The organism is [Mycobacterium] fortunisiensis, assembly GCF_019050325.1.
GTDB lineage: Bacteria > Actinomycetota > Actinomycetes > Mycobacteriales > Mycobacteriaceae > Mycobacterium > Mycobacterium fortunisiensis.
On the sequence record NZ_VOMB01000026.1, the window covers coordinates 54,262 to 69,597 of the forward strand.

17 protein-coding genes and 1 riboswitch are annotated in these 15,336 nt (G+C 67.5%); of the genes, 7 read left to right on the forward strand and 10 right to left on the reverse strand.

All coding sequences use genetic code 11. The annotated features are described in order from the left end of the window. Window positions 1-6 precede the first annotated feature (6 nt). Window positions 7-495, reverse strand: coding sequence for an RNA polymerase-binding transcription factor CarD (gene carD, locus FR943_RS23770; RefSeq protein ID WP_003921720.1), 489 nt, complete (start codon window positions 493-495; stop codon window positions 7-9). Window positions 496-768: 273 nt separating this feature from the next. Here carD and FR943_RS23775 point away from each other — a divergent pair, with 273 nt between their 5' ends. From FR943_RS23775 to disA, 3 genes are read left to right on the forward strand one after another with little or no spacing between them, the layout of a single operon-like run. Continuing rightward, complete coding sequence (locus FR943_RS23775; protein WP_217160742.1) at window positions 769-1,356, forward strand: copper chaperone PCu(A)C domain-containing protein; 588 nt, start codon at window positions 769-771, stop codon at window positions 1,354-1,356. 57 nt (window positions 1,357-1,413) lie between these two features. Continuing rightward, a complete protein-coding gene (gene radA / locus FR943_RS23780) occupies window positions 1,414-2,814 on the forward strand; it encodes a DNA repair protein RadA (RefSeq protein WP_217160743.1) in 1,401 nt (466 codons plus the stop codon). A gap of 39 nt (window positions 2,815-2,853) precedes the next feature. Next, the gene (gene disA / locus FR943_RS23785; RefSeq protein ID WP_218046138.1) at window positions 2,854-3,972 is read left to right on the forward strand and encodes a DNA integrity scanning diadenylate cyclase DisA; all 1,119 of its coding nucleotides are present in this window, start codon (window positions 2,854-2,856) and stop codon (window positions 3,970-3,972) included. 15 nt (window positions 3,973-3,987) lie between these two features. Here disA and FR943_RS23790 read toward each other — a convergent pair whose 3' ends face one another. Together FR943_RS23790 and FR943_RS23795 are read right to left on the reverse strand one after the other, a co-directional pair. After that, window positions 3,988-4,755, reverse strand: coding sequence for a hypothetical protein (locus FR943_RS23790; protein WP_217160744.1), 768 nt, complete (start codon window positions 4,753-4,755; stop codon window positions 3,988-3,990). 56 nt (window positions 4,756-4,811) lie between these two features. Then, entirely contained in the window at window positions 4,812-5,432 is a 621-nt protein-coding gene (locus tag FR943_RS23795; protein ID WP_217160745.1) for a carbonic anhydrase, read from the reverse strand. 25 nt (window positions 5,433-5,457) lie between these two features. On the opposite strand from FR943_RS23795, the gene FR943_RS23800 reads away from it, so the two are divergent. Further along, window positions 5,458-6,348, forward strand: coding sequence for an HhH-GPD family protein (locus FR943_RS23800; RefSeq protein ID WP_217160812.1), 891 nt, complete (start codon window positions 5,458-5,460; stop codon window positions 6,346-6,348). Between the two features lie 62 nt (window positions 6,349-6,410). Here FR943_RS23800 and FR943_RS23805 read toward each other — a convergent pair whose 3' ends face one another. Continuing rightward, a complete protein-coding gene (locus FR943_RS23805; RefSeq protein ID WP_217160746.1) occupies window positions 6,411-7,382 on the reverse strand; it encodes a GlxA family transcriptional regulator in 972 nt (323 codons plus the stop codon). A 71-nt stretch (window positions 7,383-7,453) separates the two neighbouring features. Between FR943_RS23805 and FR943_RS23810 the strand changes: the two genes are divergently transcribed. Beyond that, the gene (locus tag FR943_RS23810) at window positions 7,454-7,684 is read left to right on the forward strand and encodes a hypothetical protein (RefSeq protein ID WP_217160747.1); all 231 of its coding nucleotides are present in this window, start codon (window positions 7,454-7,456) and stop codon (window positions 7,682-7,684) included. On the opposite strand, the gene FR943_RS23815 is transcribed toward FR943_RS23810, so the two are convergent. Continuing rightward, entirely contained in the window at window positions 7,667-8,428 is a 762-nt protein-coding gene (locus tag FR943_RS23815; protein ID WP_217160748.1) for an alpha/beta fold hydrolase, read from the reverse strand. The two genes, FR943_RS23810 and FR943_RS23815, sit on opposite strands and share 18 nt — an antisense overlap. Window positions 8,429-8,467: 39 nt before the next feature. Between FR943_RS23815 and FR943_RS23820 the strand changes: the two genes are divergently transcribed. Further along, on the forward strand, window positions 8,468-8,785 hold the full coding sequence (locus FR943_RS23820; protein ID WP_217160749.1) for an antibiotic biosynthesis monooxygenase family protein: 318 nt from the start codon (window positions 8,468-8,470) through the stop codon (window positions 8,783-8,785). 13 nt (window positions 8,786-8,798) lie between these two features. After that, window positions 8,799-10,124, forward strand: a complete 1,326-nt coding sequence (locus tag FR943_RS23825) for a serine hydrolase (protein ID WP_246585236.1) — start codon at window positions 8,799-8,801, stop codon at window positions 10,122-10,124. Between the two features lie 109 nt (window positions 10,125-10,233). On the opposite strand, the gene FR943_RS23830 is transcribed toward FR943_RS23825, so the two are convergent. The 5 genes from FR943_RS23830 to lsr2 all read right to left on the reverse strand — a co-directional run bounded on the left by FR943_RS23830 (window position 10,234) and on the right by lsr2 (window position 15,240). After that, entirely contained in the window at window positions 10,234-10,788 is a 555-nt protein-coding gene (locus tag FR943_RS23830; protein ID WP_217160750.1) for a histidine phosphatase family protein, read from the reverse strand. Between the two features lie 26 nt (window positions 10,789-10,814). After that, on the reverse strand, window positions 10,815-11,618 hold the full coding sequence (locus FR943_RS23835; protein WP_217160751.1) for a CbtA family protein: 804 nt from the start codon (window positions 11,616-11,618) through the stop codon (window positions 10,815-10,817). 23 nt (window positions 11,619-11,641) lie between these two features. After that, window positions 11,642-11,857, reverse strand: coding sequence for a CbtB domain-containing protein (locus tag FR943_RS23840; RefSeq protein WP_443732538.1), 216 nt, complete (start codon window positions 11,855-11,857; stop codon window positions 11,642-11,644). Then, a riboswitch (cobalamin riboswitch) is annotated at window positions 11,813-12,002 on the reverse strand. (Overlaps the previous gene by 45 nt.) A gap of 64 nt (window positions 12,003-12,066) precedes the next feature. Beyond that, entirely contained in the window at window positions 12,067-14,595 is a 2,529-nt protein-coding gene (gene clpC1 / locus FR943_RS23845; protein WP_217160752.1) for an ATP-dependent Clp protease ATP-binding subunit, read from the reverse strand. Between the two features lie 303 nt (window positions 14,596-14,898). Next, a complete protein-coding gene (gene lsr2 / locus FR943_RS23850) occupies window positions 14,899-15,240 on the reverse strand; it encodes a histone-like nucleoid-structuring protein Lsr2 (RefSeq protein WP_066902399.1) in 342 nt (113 codons plus the stop codon). Between the last annotated feature and the right edge of the window lie 96 nt (window positions 15,241-15,336).

Genomic DNA, 15,336 nt, shown 5'->3' on the forward strand with positions numbered 1-15,336 from the left:
GACGCGTCAGGACGCGGCAGCCAGAACCTCGTCGAGGATGGTCTCGGCCTTGGCATCGTCGGTGTTCTCGGCCAGCGCGAGCTCGCCCACCAAAATCTGCCGGGCCTTGGCCAGCATCCGCTTCTCACCCGCGGACAGACCGCGTTCCTGATCCCGGCGCCACAGATCCCGGACCACCTCGGCAACCTTGTTCACGTCACCGGAGGCCAGCTTCTCGAGGTTGGCCTTGTAGCGGCGCGACCAGTTGGTCGGCTCTTCGGTGTGCGGTGCACGCAACACCTGGAATACCTTGTCGAGGCCTTCCTGGCCCACGACGTCGCGGACTCCGACGTATTCGGCGTTCTCTGCGGGTACTCGAACGGTGAGATCCCCTTGGGCGACCTTCAGTACGAGATATTCCTTCTGCTCGCCTTTGATGGTCCGGGTTTCGATCGCCTCGATCAACGCAGCACCGTGGTGTGGATAGACGACGGTGTCTCCGACCTTGAAAATCATCTGATTCGAGCCCCTTTCGCTACTCCATGCTAACACGGGCCCAGATCACATGCGCACCAACTGTGCAGGTCAGGGGCCATGCAGGTGAAGAGCAGGGGTTGACATGGTGACGAAACCGTGCAACCGCGGGGCCCGCCGGGGGCTCGAAACAGGCGTGCCCGCAAAGTCATTGTGGAGTAGATGTGTAGCTGAGCCGCCCCTCGCATTCCCCCCGCGTCAGCCACCTACTACTGTGCATAGTCGAAGTACGCCGACCCAGCTCAGGAGGCTTGAGTGAACCGCTTCGCAATGCGCGCCTCGGCCGGTCTGGCCGCATGTGGCCTGACCGTCGCCGTTCTCACCGGCTGCAGCTCCGGGCAGGTGTCCCAGACGGCAACCCAGGAACCCGCCGTCAACGGCGTCAATGCACAGGCCGGCTCCGTCTCCCTGCGCAACGTGCACCTGCGCGCGCCGCAGCAGAAGGCCTACGTCGAGGCCGGCTCGGAGACCGAACTGCTGTTCGTCGCAGCCAACGATTCCACCGAGGCTCCCAACAAGCTCCTGTCGATCAAGTCGAACATCGGCGACGTGGCCCTGAGCGGGGATCTGAACATCCCGGCCGGCGGCGTGTTGGTCGTGGGTGAGCCCGACGGCCAGACCAAGCCGCTGGAGAAGGCCGAGGCCGCCGACGCTGCCACCGCCAAGGTCACCCTGACCAAGCCGGTCACCAACGGTTTGCTCTACGACTTCACGTTCACGTTCTCCGACGGTGAGACCACCGTGGCCGTGCCGATCTCGGCGGGCGAGGCGCCGCGCCGCGACAAGACCGGCGAGGGTCCGGCCGAAGCCGCCGAGGGCGGCGAGGCCGGCGGCCACCACTAGCCGCTACCCGGGTGTCGGAGACCTCGAGATGTCGGGCCCACCGGTTACCCTCACGGCGTGGCCGGTTCGAAAATACGTTCGCAGTACCGCTGCTCGGAATGCCAGCACGCCACCCCGAAATGGGTGGGCCGGTGCGCCAATTGCGGTACCTGGGGCACGGTCGATGAAGTAACGGTGCTCGCCCTGCCCGGTGGCCGGGCCGGCGCCGCCGCCCGGCGGTCGGTGGCCCCGACCTCCCCGGCCGTGCCGATAACCGCGATCGATCCGGGCATCACCCGGCATTACCCCACCGGGGTCAGTGAACTGGACCGGGTGCTCGGCGGCGGCCTGGTCGCCGGGTCGGTCACCCTGCTGGCCGGGGATCCCGGCGTCGGCAAGTCGACCCTGCTGCTCGAGGTGGCCAACCGCTGGGCGCACACCGGTCGCCGTGCGCTGTACCTGTCCGGCGAGGAATCCGCGGGTCAGATCCGGCTGCGCGCCGAACGCACCGGCTGCACCCACAACAATGTGTACCTGGCAGGCGAATCGGACCTGCAGATCGCCCTCGGCCACATCGACGAGGTGAAACCCAGTCTGGTGGTGGTCGATTCGGTGCAGACCATGTCCACCACCGAGGCCGACGGCGTCACCGGCGGGGTGACCCAGGTGCGCGCGGTCACCACGACGCTGACCGGTTACGCCAAGACCGCCGTGGGTGATCCGGCGGTGGCCATGATCCTGGTGGGGCACGTGACCAAGGACGGCGCCATCGCCGGGCCACGGTCCCTGGAACATCTCGTCGACGTGGTGCTGCACTTCGAGGGTGATCACACGTCGAGCCTGCGGCTGGTGCGCGGGGTGAAGAACCGCTTCGGCGCCGCCGACGAGGTGGGCTGTTTTCAGATGCACGACAACGGGATCGAGTGCGTCAGCGACCCCTCCGGGTTGTTCCTGGACCAGCGCCCCGCGGCCGTCCCGGGTACCGCCGTCACGGTCACCCTCGACGGCAAGCGCCCCATGATCGGTGAGGTTCAGGCGCTCGTCGCCCCGCCCGTGGGGCCGCCGCGGCGCGTCGTCAGCGGGATCGACTCGGCCCGCGCCGCCATGATCGGTGCGGTGCTGCAGACCCGCTGCGGTCTGCCGATCGGCAACCACGACATCTACCTGTCCACCGTCGGCGGCATGCGGCTCACCGACCCGTCCTCCGACCTGGCCGTGGCGGTGGCCGTCGCCTCGGCCTACCTCGACATGGCCCTGCCGATGAACGCGGTGGTGATCGGCGAAGTGGGGCTGGTCGGCGATCTGCGCCGGGTCACCGGCATGGACCGCAGGCTGTCCGAAGCCGCCCGGCTCGGTTTCACCGTTGCCGTGGTCCCGCCCGGGATCACCAGCGTGCCCGACGGCCTGCGCGTCATCACCGTCGACACCATCGGGGCGGCGTTGCGGGCACTCAAGGACATCGCGATTGCCAGCACCTGATCCCATCACCGACAATGACGGCCGACGCTAGGAGAATTGATGGCCGTGAACCCCGGTGCCAGGACCAGCCGCACCGTCGTGCACCTGGCGCGGCCGACGCTGCGCGAAACGCTGGGCCGGCTGGCGCCCGGAACCCCGTTGCGCGACGGCCTGGAACGCATTCTGCGCGGCAAAACCGGCGCCCTGATCGTGCTGGGCTACGACGACAGCGTGGAGGCGATCTGTGACGGCGGGTTCTCCCTGGACGTGCGCTACGCCCCCACCCGGCTACGTGAGCTGTCCAAGATGGACGGCGCCGTGGTGCTCTCCAGCGACGGCAGCCGGATCGTGCGCGCCAATGTGCAGTTGGTGCCTGACCCGTCGATTCCCACCGACGAATCCGGCACCCGGCACCGCTCGGCCGAGCGCACCGCCATCCAGACCGGCTATCCGGTGATCTCGGTGAGCCACTCGATGAGCATCGTGACGGTCTACGTGGCCGGGGAGCGCCACGTGGTGCCCGAGTCGGCGACCATCCTGTCGCGGGCCAACCAGACGATCGCCACGTTGGAACGCTACAAGGGCCGCCTCGATGAGGTGAGCAAGCAGCTGTCCACCGCCGAGATCGAGGACTTCGTGACCCTGCGCGACGTCATGACCGTGGTGCAGCGCCTGGAGATGGTGCGCCGGATCAGCCTGGAGATCGACGCCGACGTCGTCGAACTGGGCACCGACGGACGACAGCTCAAACTGCAACTCGACGAACTGGTGGGCGACAACGAGGCGGCCCGCGAGCTGATCGTGCGCGATTACCACGCGCTACCGGACCCGCCGACCGCGGCCCAGGTACACACCACTCTGGAGGAGCTGGACGCCCTCACCGACAGCGAACTGCTCGACTTCACCACCCTGGCAAGGGTTTTCGGATACCCGTCGACCGCCGATGCCCAGGACTCGGCGATGAGTTCACGCGGCTACCGGGCCATGGCCGGGATACCGCGTCTGCAGTTCGCCCACGTCGATCTGCTGGTCCGGTCGTTCGGTTCGCTGCAGGGGCTGTTGGCCGCCAGCGCCGACGACCTGCAGTCTGTCGAGGGCATCGGATCGATGTGGGCCCGGCACATCCGCGAGGGGCTGTCGCTGCTGGCCGAGTCGACGATCGCCGACCGGCTGGCCTAGGTCGGTACCGGGCGATCAGTTGCCCGGCGTCGGCACCTCAGGGGCCGGCCCACCCTCGACCGGCGGCGCCTCGGGCTGCTGGGGATTGCCCTGCGCCAGGATGAACGGCACCGGCGCCGATCTCAGATTGCCCAGCTGCACGATCAGGTTGTACGTACCCGGCCCGATCGGCTGGCGCGGCATCGGGCACTGCGGCGCCGAGCCCATGCCGGTCCAGGTCACCTCGGTGGTCACCTGCTCACCGGGATTGAAGGTCTTCACCAACGTCTCGTTGGACGGGGCGCAGTCCAGGTTCGACCACAGCCGGTTGTTGTCCAGCGAGTACACGTAGGCGGCCAGCACCGCGGCGCCCACGTCGCGCTTGCAGGCCACCAGCCCGATGTTGGTCACCACCATGGTGAATTTCGGTTGATCGCCCACCACGTACTGGGGCTGGCTGGTGATGCCCTTGACCGCCAGCGTGGAATCCGGGCAGTCGTCGCCCTCCTTGAGCAGCGGCGGCGGGGTCACCGCAGCCGTCGGCGTGGCCGTCGGCGGTGGCGCATGCTGCGCCGGCGGCACCACCGGGGTCTTGACTTCGGGGTTCTCACCCGGCAGTGGCGTCGGCGCGGTGGCAGAAGGTTCGTCGGCGGGCTTGGTCTCGGCGTCGGAGCTGCTGGTCATGATCACCGCGACGATCGCGGCGACGATCCCCACGACGACTACCGCGATTCCGATAGCCAGCGCCCGGCGCCGCCAGTAAATCTGCGAGGGCAGCGGCCCATGGGGTTCCAGATCCAACACAGGTTTCACGGTAAGCCGAGGTCATGCACAGTTGTCCGAGGCTACCCGGCGTGTCGTCAGGCTTCGCCGATGTTGCCCAGGTGACTGCGCAGTTCCACCCGACCATCGGCGAGGTGGTACGTGGCGCCGACGATGGCCTGGGTGCCCGCGGCGAGGCCCTCAGAGATGGCCGCCGAGCGCATCTTCAGCTGCGACACCGTCTCGTTGACGTGATAGGCCTCGAACTCGTCGACCCGGTTCAGGCCGGCCCGCCGGCCCATCAGGATCGAGGGGGTGACCCGCTCGACGATGTCGCGGACGTAGCCGCCGGGAACCTCGCCCTCGTCAAGGGCGTTGATCGCGGCCTTGACCGCGCCGCAGCTGTCGTGGCCGAGCACCACGATCAGCGGAACGTTCAGGATGGACACCGCATATTCGATGGAGCCCAGGACCGCGGCGTCGAGGACGTGGCCGGCGGTGCGCACCACGAACATGTCGCCGAGCCCCTGGTCGAACAGCAACTCGGCGGCCACCCGGCTGTCACCGCAGCCGAACACCACCGCGGTGGGCTTCTGCCCCTGCGCCAGCTTGGTTCGACGGGCGATGTCCTGGCTGGGGTGCTGCGGTTCGCCCGCAACAAAACGAGCGTTACCGTCCTTGAGTGCCTTCCATGCGGACACCGGATTCGAATTGGGCATGCCCGTCATTCTGCCTGAGCCGCCGATGAGCATCGACCCGGGCGAATTAGTAGGTTGGTATGAATCTGCCCAGCGCGACCTGCCATGGCGGCGACCAGGCGTTTCCGCCTGGCAGATCCTCGTCAGTGAGTTCATGCTGCAGCAGACCCCGGTGTCGCGCGTCGAGCCGATCTGGCTGGCCTGGACCGAGCGGTGGCCCACCCCCTCGGCAACCGCTGCCGCCGGGCCGGCCGAGGTGCTGCGGGCCTGGGGAAAGCTGGGTTACCCGCGCCGGGCCAAGCGCCTGCACGAGTGCGCGGTGACGATCGCGACCGAGTACGACGACGTGGTGCCGGACGACGTCGAGACGCTGCTGACGCTGCCCGGCGTCGGGGCCTACACCGCACGCGCGGTGGCCTGTTTCGCGTATTCGGCCGGCGTTCCGGTGGTGGACACCAATGTGCGCCGCGTGGTCACCCGGGTGGTGCACGGGCAGGCCGACGCCCCGGCCCGGGCCCGCGACCTGGACGACGTGGCCGCGCTGTTGCCGGACGACGAGACCGCGCCGACGTTCTCGGCCGCTCTGATGGAGCTGGGCGCGACGGTGTGTACCGCGCGGGCACCACGGTGTGGCAGTTGCCCGTTGAGCCGGTGCCGGTGGCGCTCGGCCGGATATCCGGCGGCCACCACCGTTCGGCGGGTGCAGCGCTATGCCGGCACCGATCGCCAGGTTCGCGGCAAGCTGCTGGATGTGTTGCGCGGCAGTGATTCTCCGGTGGTCCGCGGTCAGCTGGACCTGGCCTGGACGTCGGATACCGCCCAGCGCGACCGGGCGCTGGATTCACTGCTGGTCGATGGGTTGGTGGAGCAGACGGTTGATGGGCGCTTCGCGCTTGCCGGCGAAGGTGACGATGCACGCGACGAAGGAGCGCGCTGAGGAACCGAGCAGACAACCCCGAAGGTGACGATGCGCGCGACGAAGGAGCGCGCTGAGGAACCTCAGGCGGTGACGGCGTCTTCCCCTGCGCCGCAAGAGAACTGGCGACGATAGTCCGAGGGGGTCACCCCGATGACGCGGCGGAAGTGGTGGCGCAGCAGCGTGCCGGTGCCGAACCCGGACTGCCCGGCGATCCCGTCGATGTCGAGGTCGGTTTCCTCCAGCAACCGGCGGGCATACAGCACTCGCTGGTCGGTGATCCACTGCATGGGGGTGGTGCCGGTCTCCTCGACGAACCGGCGGGCGAAGGTGCGGGTGGACATTGCCGAGCGCCGGGCCAGCGTTGTCACCGTGTGCGGTTTGTCGAGGTTGGACATGATCCAATCCAGGTGTGGGGCAAACCCTTCCGAGCATCTGACCGGGATCGGCTGGTCGATGTACTGGCGCTGCCCGCCGTCGCGCTGTGGGGGTACCACCATGCGGCGGGCGATCTTGTTGGTGACCTCGCTGCCCAGTTCCCGGCGGACCAGGTGCAGACATGCATCGATGCCCGCGGCGGTGCCGGCGCTGGTGATCAGGTTGCCGTCGTCGACGAACAGCACGTTGCGGTCCACCTTCGCGGTGGGGAACTTCTGCGCCAGGGCGTCGGCGTGCATCCAGTGCGTGGTACACGGTCTGCCGTCCAGCAGCCCGGCGGCGCCGGCCAGGAAGGCTCCCGAGCAGACGGTGAGGATGATCGAGCCGGCGTCGGCGGCGGCGCGCACGGCCGCCAGCGCCTCGGGCAGGTAATCGGAGTCGGTGATGGCGGGGATGGCCACCAGGTCGGCGCCCTGCAGTGCGTCCAGGCCGTGTTCGGGGGTCAGTGTGGCGCCGACCGACGTCCGCACCGGCTTTCCCGGTTCGGGGCCGCAGACTTTGAAGTCGAAGTTCGGTACCCCGTCCGCGGTGCGGTCGACCCCGAAGACCTCGCAGATCACCCCGAATTCGAATACCGCCAGGCCATCGAGCACCAGGGTGGAGACGCTTTTCAGCATGGCAGTATTTTATCGTAAGGTGTCAGCCCTGCCACTGTTGGCGGGATATTCATCTGGCAAAAATTACTGCCATGACCGTAGCGCTCGCCTTGCTGATCTTGATCTCGCCGATCGCGGTCGCCGCCGCAGTGGGCTGGGCGGCGCACCGCGCCAACATCCTGCGATTCCGCCTCGACCTGTTCGGCATCCATCCCGGCGATTACGACACCTACCGCGCCGGCCAGGACCTCGACGCGATCCGCAGCCGCTTCGAGCGCCACCCGTCCTGGCCCAGCGCCGGGGCCTCAGGCGAGCGACGTTAGAAACGCGGTCACCGACTCGCCGTACACCTGCGGCTCGTCGTCGTGGATGAGGTGGCCGGCCCCTTCCACATGCACATACGTTGTCGCCTGGCCGATTTCGGCCATGCGCCGCATCTGCCCGGGCGGCGCCACCGAGTTGCCCGCCTCCAGGAGCAGCGTCGGCACCCGCACCCCGCGCCACTGCTGCCAGTAATCCCGCGTCCCCCACTGCGCGGCGATGTCCAGCCACCACTGCGGATACCCGTGCAGCCGCCAACCGGTGGCGGTGCGGTCGAACGCCTCCAGGAAGTACCGCCCGGCCACCGGCCCGAACTCGTCGTAAACCTCTTGCGCCGAGCCGAATTCCACCGGCAGCGCATGGACCCACGGCTCCCACGGACCAGTGGTGCGGCCGCGGAAGTCGGGAGCCATGTCCTCGACCACCACGGCGGTCACGAGCTCCGGCCGGTCGGCGGCCAGACACCAGGAATGCAAGGCCCCCATGGAATGGCCCACCAGCCGCGCCGGGCGCCCCAGCGCACCAACGGCATCGCCCAGGTCTGCCACGAACCGTTCGGTGCTGATCGGGTACGGATCGGGCACCTCGCGGCCACGGTGCCAGGGGGCGTCGTAGGTGTAGACCTCCCCCAAGCCCGTCAACCACGGCAATTGGCGTGACCAGGTGCTGCCGCGCCCCATGAGACCGTGAACCAGAACGATGGGCTCGCCTCGGCCCCCGCGGGGCGTGAGCAGATCTGTGACCATGCCGTTATCTTGCCGGGCCGTCGCGGTAGCCTGAATGCCATGCCCGTCGTGAAGATCAACGCCATCGAGGTCCCGCCCAACGCCGGCCCGGAACTGGAGAAGCGGTTCGCCAACCGCGCACATTCGGTCGACGACCAACCGGGCTTCCTCGGGTTCCAGCTGCTGCGTCCGGTCAAGGGTGAAGATCGCTACTTCGTGGTGACCCAGTGGGAGACCGAAGAGGCCTTCCAGGCCTGGGCCAACGGCCGTGCCGCCGAGGCCCACAAGGGCGAGCACAAGAACCCGGTGGCCACCGGGGCGTCACTGCTGGAGTTCGAGGTTGTGTTGGACGTTGCAGGGCCGGCTGCGCAGGCGTAGCCGCAGCCGGAGTTTGCACCGCACGGTTGGCCTGACGGCCATCGCCGCGGTCGCCACCTCCCTGGCTTGTGGCTGCGCGCACAGTGTCGCGCCGGCGGCCGAGGTGTCCTACGGCGCGCACATCGACACCATCACCCCACCCGGTCTGCGGGCCAAGCAGACCATGGACATGCTCAACTCCGACTGGCCGATCGGCCCGGTCGGCGTGCGCACGCTGGCAGCGCCGGAGAAGGTCGATCTGGTGGGCACCAAGATGGACTCGATCTGGTGGGACCGCCCGTACCGGCTCACCTCTGTGGACATCGGCGCCGCGCAGGCCACGTTGCACGTACTGAACTCGTACAACGTGGCACAGGACATCGAGCTCAAGACCAACGACGCCGGCCTGGTCGACCGCTTCGACGTGACGCTGGTGCCACCGAGGATTGAGAACTGGGCCGATATCGACACCGAGCTGACCAAGTCGGGCGCGCGGTACTCCTACGGGGTGTCGAAGGTGGTCGACGGCCGGTGTGAGCAGGTTGCCGGCACCAACACCGAGCTGTCGCTGCCGCTGGCCTCGATCTTCAAACTGTATGTCCTGCTTGCGGTTTCGGATGCGGTCAAAGCCGGCACCCTGAAGTGGGACGATCACCTCACCATCACCAAAGAGGGCAAGAAACTCGGTTCGGCCGGACTGGACAAGCTGCCGCCCGGCGCGCAGATCACGGTGCGCACCGCCGCCCAGCAGATGATCTCGGCCAGCGACAACATGGCCACCGATCTGTTGATCGGCCGGGTGGGCACCACCGCGGTGGAGCGCGCTCTGGTCACCGCGGGCCATCACGACCCGGCCAGCATGACCCCGTTCCCGACCATGCACCAGGTGTTCTCGGTCGGCTGGGGTGAACCGAACCTGCGCGACGAATGGAAGAGCGCCTCGCCGGCGGATCGGGTGGCGCTGCTCAAACAGACCAATTCCCGCCCGTACGAACCGGATCCGAACCGGACGCACACCCCGGCATCCAACGATGGCCTGGAGTGGTTCGCCAGCGCCGCCGACATCTGCCGGGTCCATGCCGCGCTGCAGGCCTCGGCTGTCGGCGCCGCCGCCCCGGTGAAAGACATCCTCTCGGCACTGCCCGGAATCGACTTGGACCCGGCGAAGTGGGACTACATCGGCGCCAAGGGCGGCAACCTGCCCGGCGACCTGACCTTCAGCTGGTACGCGGTGGACCACACCGGGCAGCCGTGGGTGGTGAGCTTCCAGTTGAACTGGCCGAAGTTCCGCAGCCCGACGGCGGCAGGATGGCTGCTGTCGATCGCCAAGCGGGCCTTCGCCATGGCGCCCGTGGGCTGACCGGCCAAGCCCCCCACACCGGCTGTGCCGATTTCTACCTGTGGGCTGTGGTCTTCGCCGAATCACAACCCTGGTGTAGGAACCGGCGCACCCGGTCGATACACCCCTGCTAACCCCTGCTGCTGCGCAGCGTCCAGGCCTGGCCGCGCAGATGCAGCACGGTGCGGCTCAGCGGCGCGATGTCGAGGCGCCAGAACGACCTCGGCGGGGCGTCCAGGGCCACCAGGACGGCGGCCCGAATCACCGCTGGGTGCGTCACCGCCACGATCCGGCCCCGCGCCGAAGCCAAACCGTCCATCCAGCCGCGCACCCGTTCGACGAGCTCGACCACGGATTCACCGCCGTGCGGCGCCTGGGACGGCTCGGTCAGCCAGACCGCCAGATCCGCAGGCGGCACATCGCTCAAGCCCGCCCCGCGCCAACTTCCGTACTCCAGATCGGCCAGCCGGGAATCGACCACCGCCGACAGGCCCAGCAGCTCGGCAGTTTGACGGGCCCGCTTCTCCGGCCCGCAATAGGCGGCGTCGACGTCCCCGGGTTCGGCGGCCGCATCGGCCTGGCGGTGGCCCAGTGCACTCAGCGGCTCGTCGATGGGAAAACGCCCGGCCGCCGTGGCGTCGGTCATGGCATGCGACACCAACGACAGCCGGACGATCTCACTCATCGGAACTCACTGGAATTCACCCGACATCAGGCCGCGACGGACTCCCGTTTTCCGTCCAGGAGGCGCGACAGCGTCGCCGCGCACACCAGCCCGATCGTGGTCCAGATGACCACCTGGGTGCCCAGGCTGTACAGCCGGAACTCGTACAGATCGGCCGCGGGGAAGCCCGGGAACACGATGTTTCCGGCCTCGTCGCGCAACGGACCCGGGGTCTCGTTGATCGTCGGCAGGATCAGCATCACGACGGCCACCGCGACGATGTAGGCGCCGCCGGCGGCGAGCGTGGCGTTCCAGGCCCCGAGCTTCGGTGCCAGTTGGTGCCCCAGGTAAGCCGCGGCCACCATCAGCAGGGCCGACAGCCCCAGCATCAGCAGGTACAGCAGCGTCCGCTGGGTGATTGTCTCGTCGAGGCTGGTGGCCGGGGGGCTCGGCGGGTACTTGAGCGAGGGCACGATCCACAGCGAGATCAGCATGCCGCCGGCGATCAGCACCGACAGCGTGCGCGCCGACAGGTTGCCCAGCCGGCCATAGGCGACGCAGAACACCACGGCGAACAGCGCGCCCATCGCCACGCTGAACAGCAACACCCCGAATCCCATGCCGACCGTGGACTGGATGCCGCGGCTGAACAGTTCGCCGCCTTCCTCACCATGGCTGTGCCCATGCGCGTGGTGCGCCATTTCCATCGCCTCGTGGGCGGCAGAGGTGCCGTCCTCGAAGTCGATGGCCCGCCCGACGATCGGCTCGATGAAGATCTTCGACCAGAAGAACGCGAGCACACCTGCGATGGCGCCGGCCAGAATGCCGCGCCAGATGACGTGTTTTTCCATTGTCTCGGCTGTCTTACCCGGCGTCAGTGGCAGGGGAAGCCGAGCAGGTGGCGAGCGTCGTGGACGAACTCATGGATGTACATGTTGTCGCCGAACACCGACGTGGCGCCCTGGTCTACGCCGACGAAGTACAGCACCACCAGCGCGAAGAACGCGGTCAGTGACAGCCAGGCCACCGCACCGGCGGCCGACAGATCGATCGCGCCCGCCCGGCTCTTCTGCACCTCAGGAGTAGTCATCGGTATTCCTTCCCGGGAATTCGCGTCCCAGTCCGTTACATGACAGGCCAGGGTCTGACTGTGAACAGTGGCGCGGCCGTCCTGGACTCTCACCAGGTTCCTTGGCCTGTCAATTACAACAGCATCGTAGCGACCGGCGCACGAAAATGCCCCCGGGGGGACCCGGGGGCATTTTCCGCCTCAAGCGTTCTCAAGCGTTCCAGCGGTGACTACTCCGCGGTGGCTGCGGCCTTGGCCAGATCCGGACCGTCGGAGCCGGCCGCCTTGGGCGCACCGGAGAACGTGAACTTCGCGTCCTCGCCGGCGCCTTCGCCGTCCCAGCCCTCGACATCGACCGTGACCAGCTGGCCCGGGCCGAGCTCCTCGAACAGGATCTTCTCCGAGAGCTGATCCTCGATCTCGCGCTGGATGGTGCGCCGCAGCGGGCGCGCGCCCAGCACCGGATCGAAGCCGCGCTTGGCCAGCAGAGCCTTGGCCTTCGGCGTCAACTCCATGGCCATGTCCTTGGCGCTCAGCTGGTTGCCGACCCGGCCGATCATCAGGTCGACCATCTGGATGATCTCGTCCTGTGTCAGCTGGTGGAACACGATGATGTCATCGATGCGGTTGAGGAACTCAGGCCGGAAGTGCTTCTTGAGCTCGTCGTTGACCTTCTGCTTCATCCGCTCGTAGTTGTTCTCGCCGCCGCCCTGGCTGAAGCCCAGCCCGACCGCCTTGGAGATGTCGGACGTGCCCAGGTTGGAGGTGAAGATCAACACCGTGTTCTTGAAGTCGACAGTGCGGCCCTGACCGTCGGTGAGACGACCGTCCTCCAGGACCTGCAACAGGCTGTTGTAGATCTCCTGGTGGGCCTTCTCGATCTCGTCGAACAGCACGACACTGAACGGCTTGCGGCGCACCTTCTCGGTGAGCTGACCGCCCTCTTCGTAGCCGACGTAGCCCGGAGGGGCACCGAACAGCCGCGACGCGGTGAAGCGATCGTGGAACTCGCCCATGTCGATCTGGATCAGGGCGTCGTCGTCGCCGAACAGGAAGTTGGCCAGCGCCTTGGACAGCTCGGTCTTACCGACACCGGACGGGCCGGCGAAGATGAACGAACCGGACGGGCGCTTCGGATCCTTCAGACCGGCACGGGTACGCCGGATGGCCTTTGAAACAGCCTTGACGGCGTCTTCCTGGCCGATGATCCGCTTGTGCAGCTCCTCTTCCATGCGCAGCAGGCGCGTGGTCTCGGCCTCGGTCAGCTTGAACACCGGGATACCGGTCCAGTTGCCGAGCACCTCGGCGATCTGCTCGTCATCGACCTCGGCGACGACGTCGAGATCACCGGAACGCCACTGCTTCTCACGCTCGGCGCGCTGGGCGACCAGCTGCTTCTCCCGGTCACGCAGGCTCGCGGCCTTCTCGAAGTCCTGCGCGTCGATCGCGGACTCCTTCTCCCGGCGCGCGTCGGCGATCTTCTCGTCGAACTCACGCAGGTCTGGCGGAGCGGTCATCCGGCGGATCCGCATCCGGGCCCCGGCCTCGTCGATGAGGTCGATCGCCTTGTCCGGCAGGAACCGGTCGTTGATGTAGCGGTCGGCCAGGGTGGCCGCGGCCACCAGGGCACCGTCGGTGATCGAGACGCGGTGATGCGCCTCGTAGCGGTCCCGCAGACCCTTGAGGATCTCGATGGTGTGCTCAACCGTCGGCTCACCCACCTGGACCGGCTGGAACCGGCGTTCCAGGGCGGCGTCCTTCTCGATGTACTTGCGGTACTCGTCGAGGGTGGTCGCGCCGATGGTCTGCAGCTCGCCACGGGCCAGCTTGGGCTTCAGGATGCTGGCGGCGTCGATGGCGCCCTCGGCGGCACCCGCACCCACGAGCGTGTGCAGCTCGTCGATGAACAGGATGATGTCGCCGCGGGTGTTGATCTCCTTGAGCACCTTCTTCAGGCGCTCCTCGAAGTCACCGCGGTAGCGGCTGCCGGCCACCAGCGAACCCAGGTCCAGGGTGTAGAGCTGCTTGTCCTTGAGCGTCTCGGGGACCTCGCCGTGCACGATGGCCTGGGCCAGGCCCTCGACGACGGCGGTCTTGCCGACGCCGGGCTCGCCGATCAGCACCGGGTTGTTCTTGGTGCGCCGGCTCAGCACCTGCATGACCCGCTCGATTTCCTTCTCACGGCCGATGACCGGATCGAGCTTGCCCTCCATCGCGGCGGCGGTCAGGTTGCGGCCGAACTGGTCGAGGACCAGCGAGGTGGACGGCGAGCCGGATTCGCCGCCGCGGCCACCGGTGCCGGCCTCCGCGGCCTCCTTGCCCTGGTAGCCGCTCAGCAGCTGGATCACCTGCTGGCGCACCCGGGTCAGCTCGGCGCCGAGCTTGACCAGCACCTGGGCGGCCACGCCTTCGCCTTCGCGGATCAGGCCGAGCAGGATGTGCTCGGTGCCGATGTAGTTGTGGCCGAGCTGCAGCGCCTCGCGCAGGGACAGCTCCAGCACCTTCTTGGCGCGCGGCGTGAACGGGATGTGGCCGGACGGGGCCTGCTGACCCTGGCCGATGATCTCCTCGACCTGGCTGCGCACGCCTTCCAGCGAAATGCCCAACGACTCCAGCGACTTGGCGGCTACGCCCTCGCCCTCGTGAATAAGACCCAACAGGATGTGCTCGGTCCCGATGTAGTTGTGGTTGAGCATCCGGGCTTCTTCTTGCGCCAGGACGACGACCCTGCGGGCACGGTCGGTGAATCTCTCAAACATCGGTGGTTACCTGCTCTCCATCGCGTAGCGATACCCGCGTACGGCTTCGTTATATCGGTTTTCTTCCGGCCCGCACGTAGTACCTACCGTCCACTCTAATGGGCGGCCGCCCCGGGCGCGGAGGTTGGCGGTCCGTTCCGCCCGAGGAGACCTGCCGGCATCCGGTGCTGCAGATGAGCAACGCCGCCGGTCGGCGAATCGTTTCCGAAAACCCCCGGTTTCGGAGTTCGCCGCTAGCGAAAACTCCGGACCGGGAATTCTCACCGGTCCGGAGCTGGCAACTATCTATTGAGTTGCGGTCGATTATGTGGCGGCGTGGAAGGCATCGATCACATCCGCCGGGATCCGCCCGCGAGTGGACACGTTGTGGCCGTTGCGGCGGGCCCATTCACGGATGGCCGCACTCTGCTCACGATCGATGGCGCCGCGACCACGAGCCGGGCCTGCCGCCCGTCCGCGCCGACGCCCGCCGACCCGGCGGCCGGCCTCCACCCACTGCTTCAGATCGTTGCGGAGCTTGGCGGCATTTTTGGCGGAAAGATCGATCTCATAGGTAACACCGTCGAGGCCGAATTCGACCGTCTCGTCAGCGGTCGCTTCACCGTCGAAATCATCGACCAACGTGACGGTCACTTTCTTCGCCATTACCCCGCACCGAACCCTTCTGCTACGCATTGGTGACTACCGGTGAGTATCCTGCACCCGAGCCCTAATCTGCCACACAACACGCACATTTCCAAC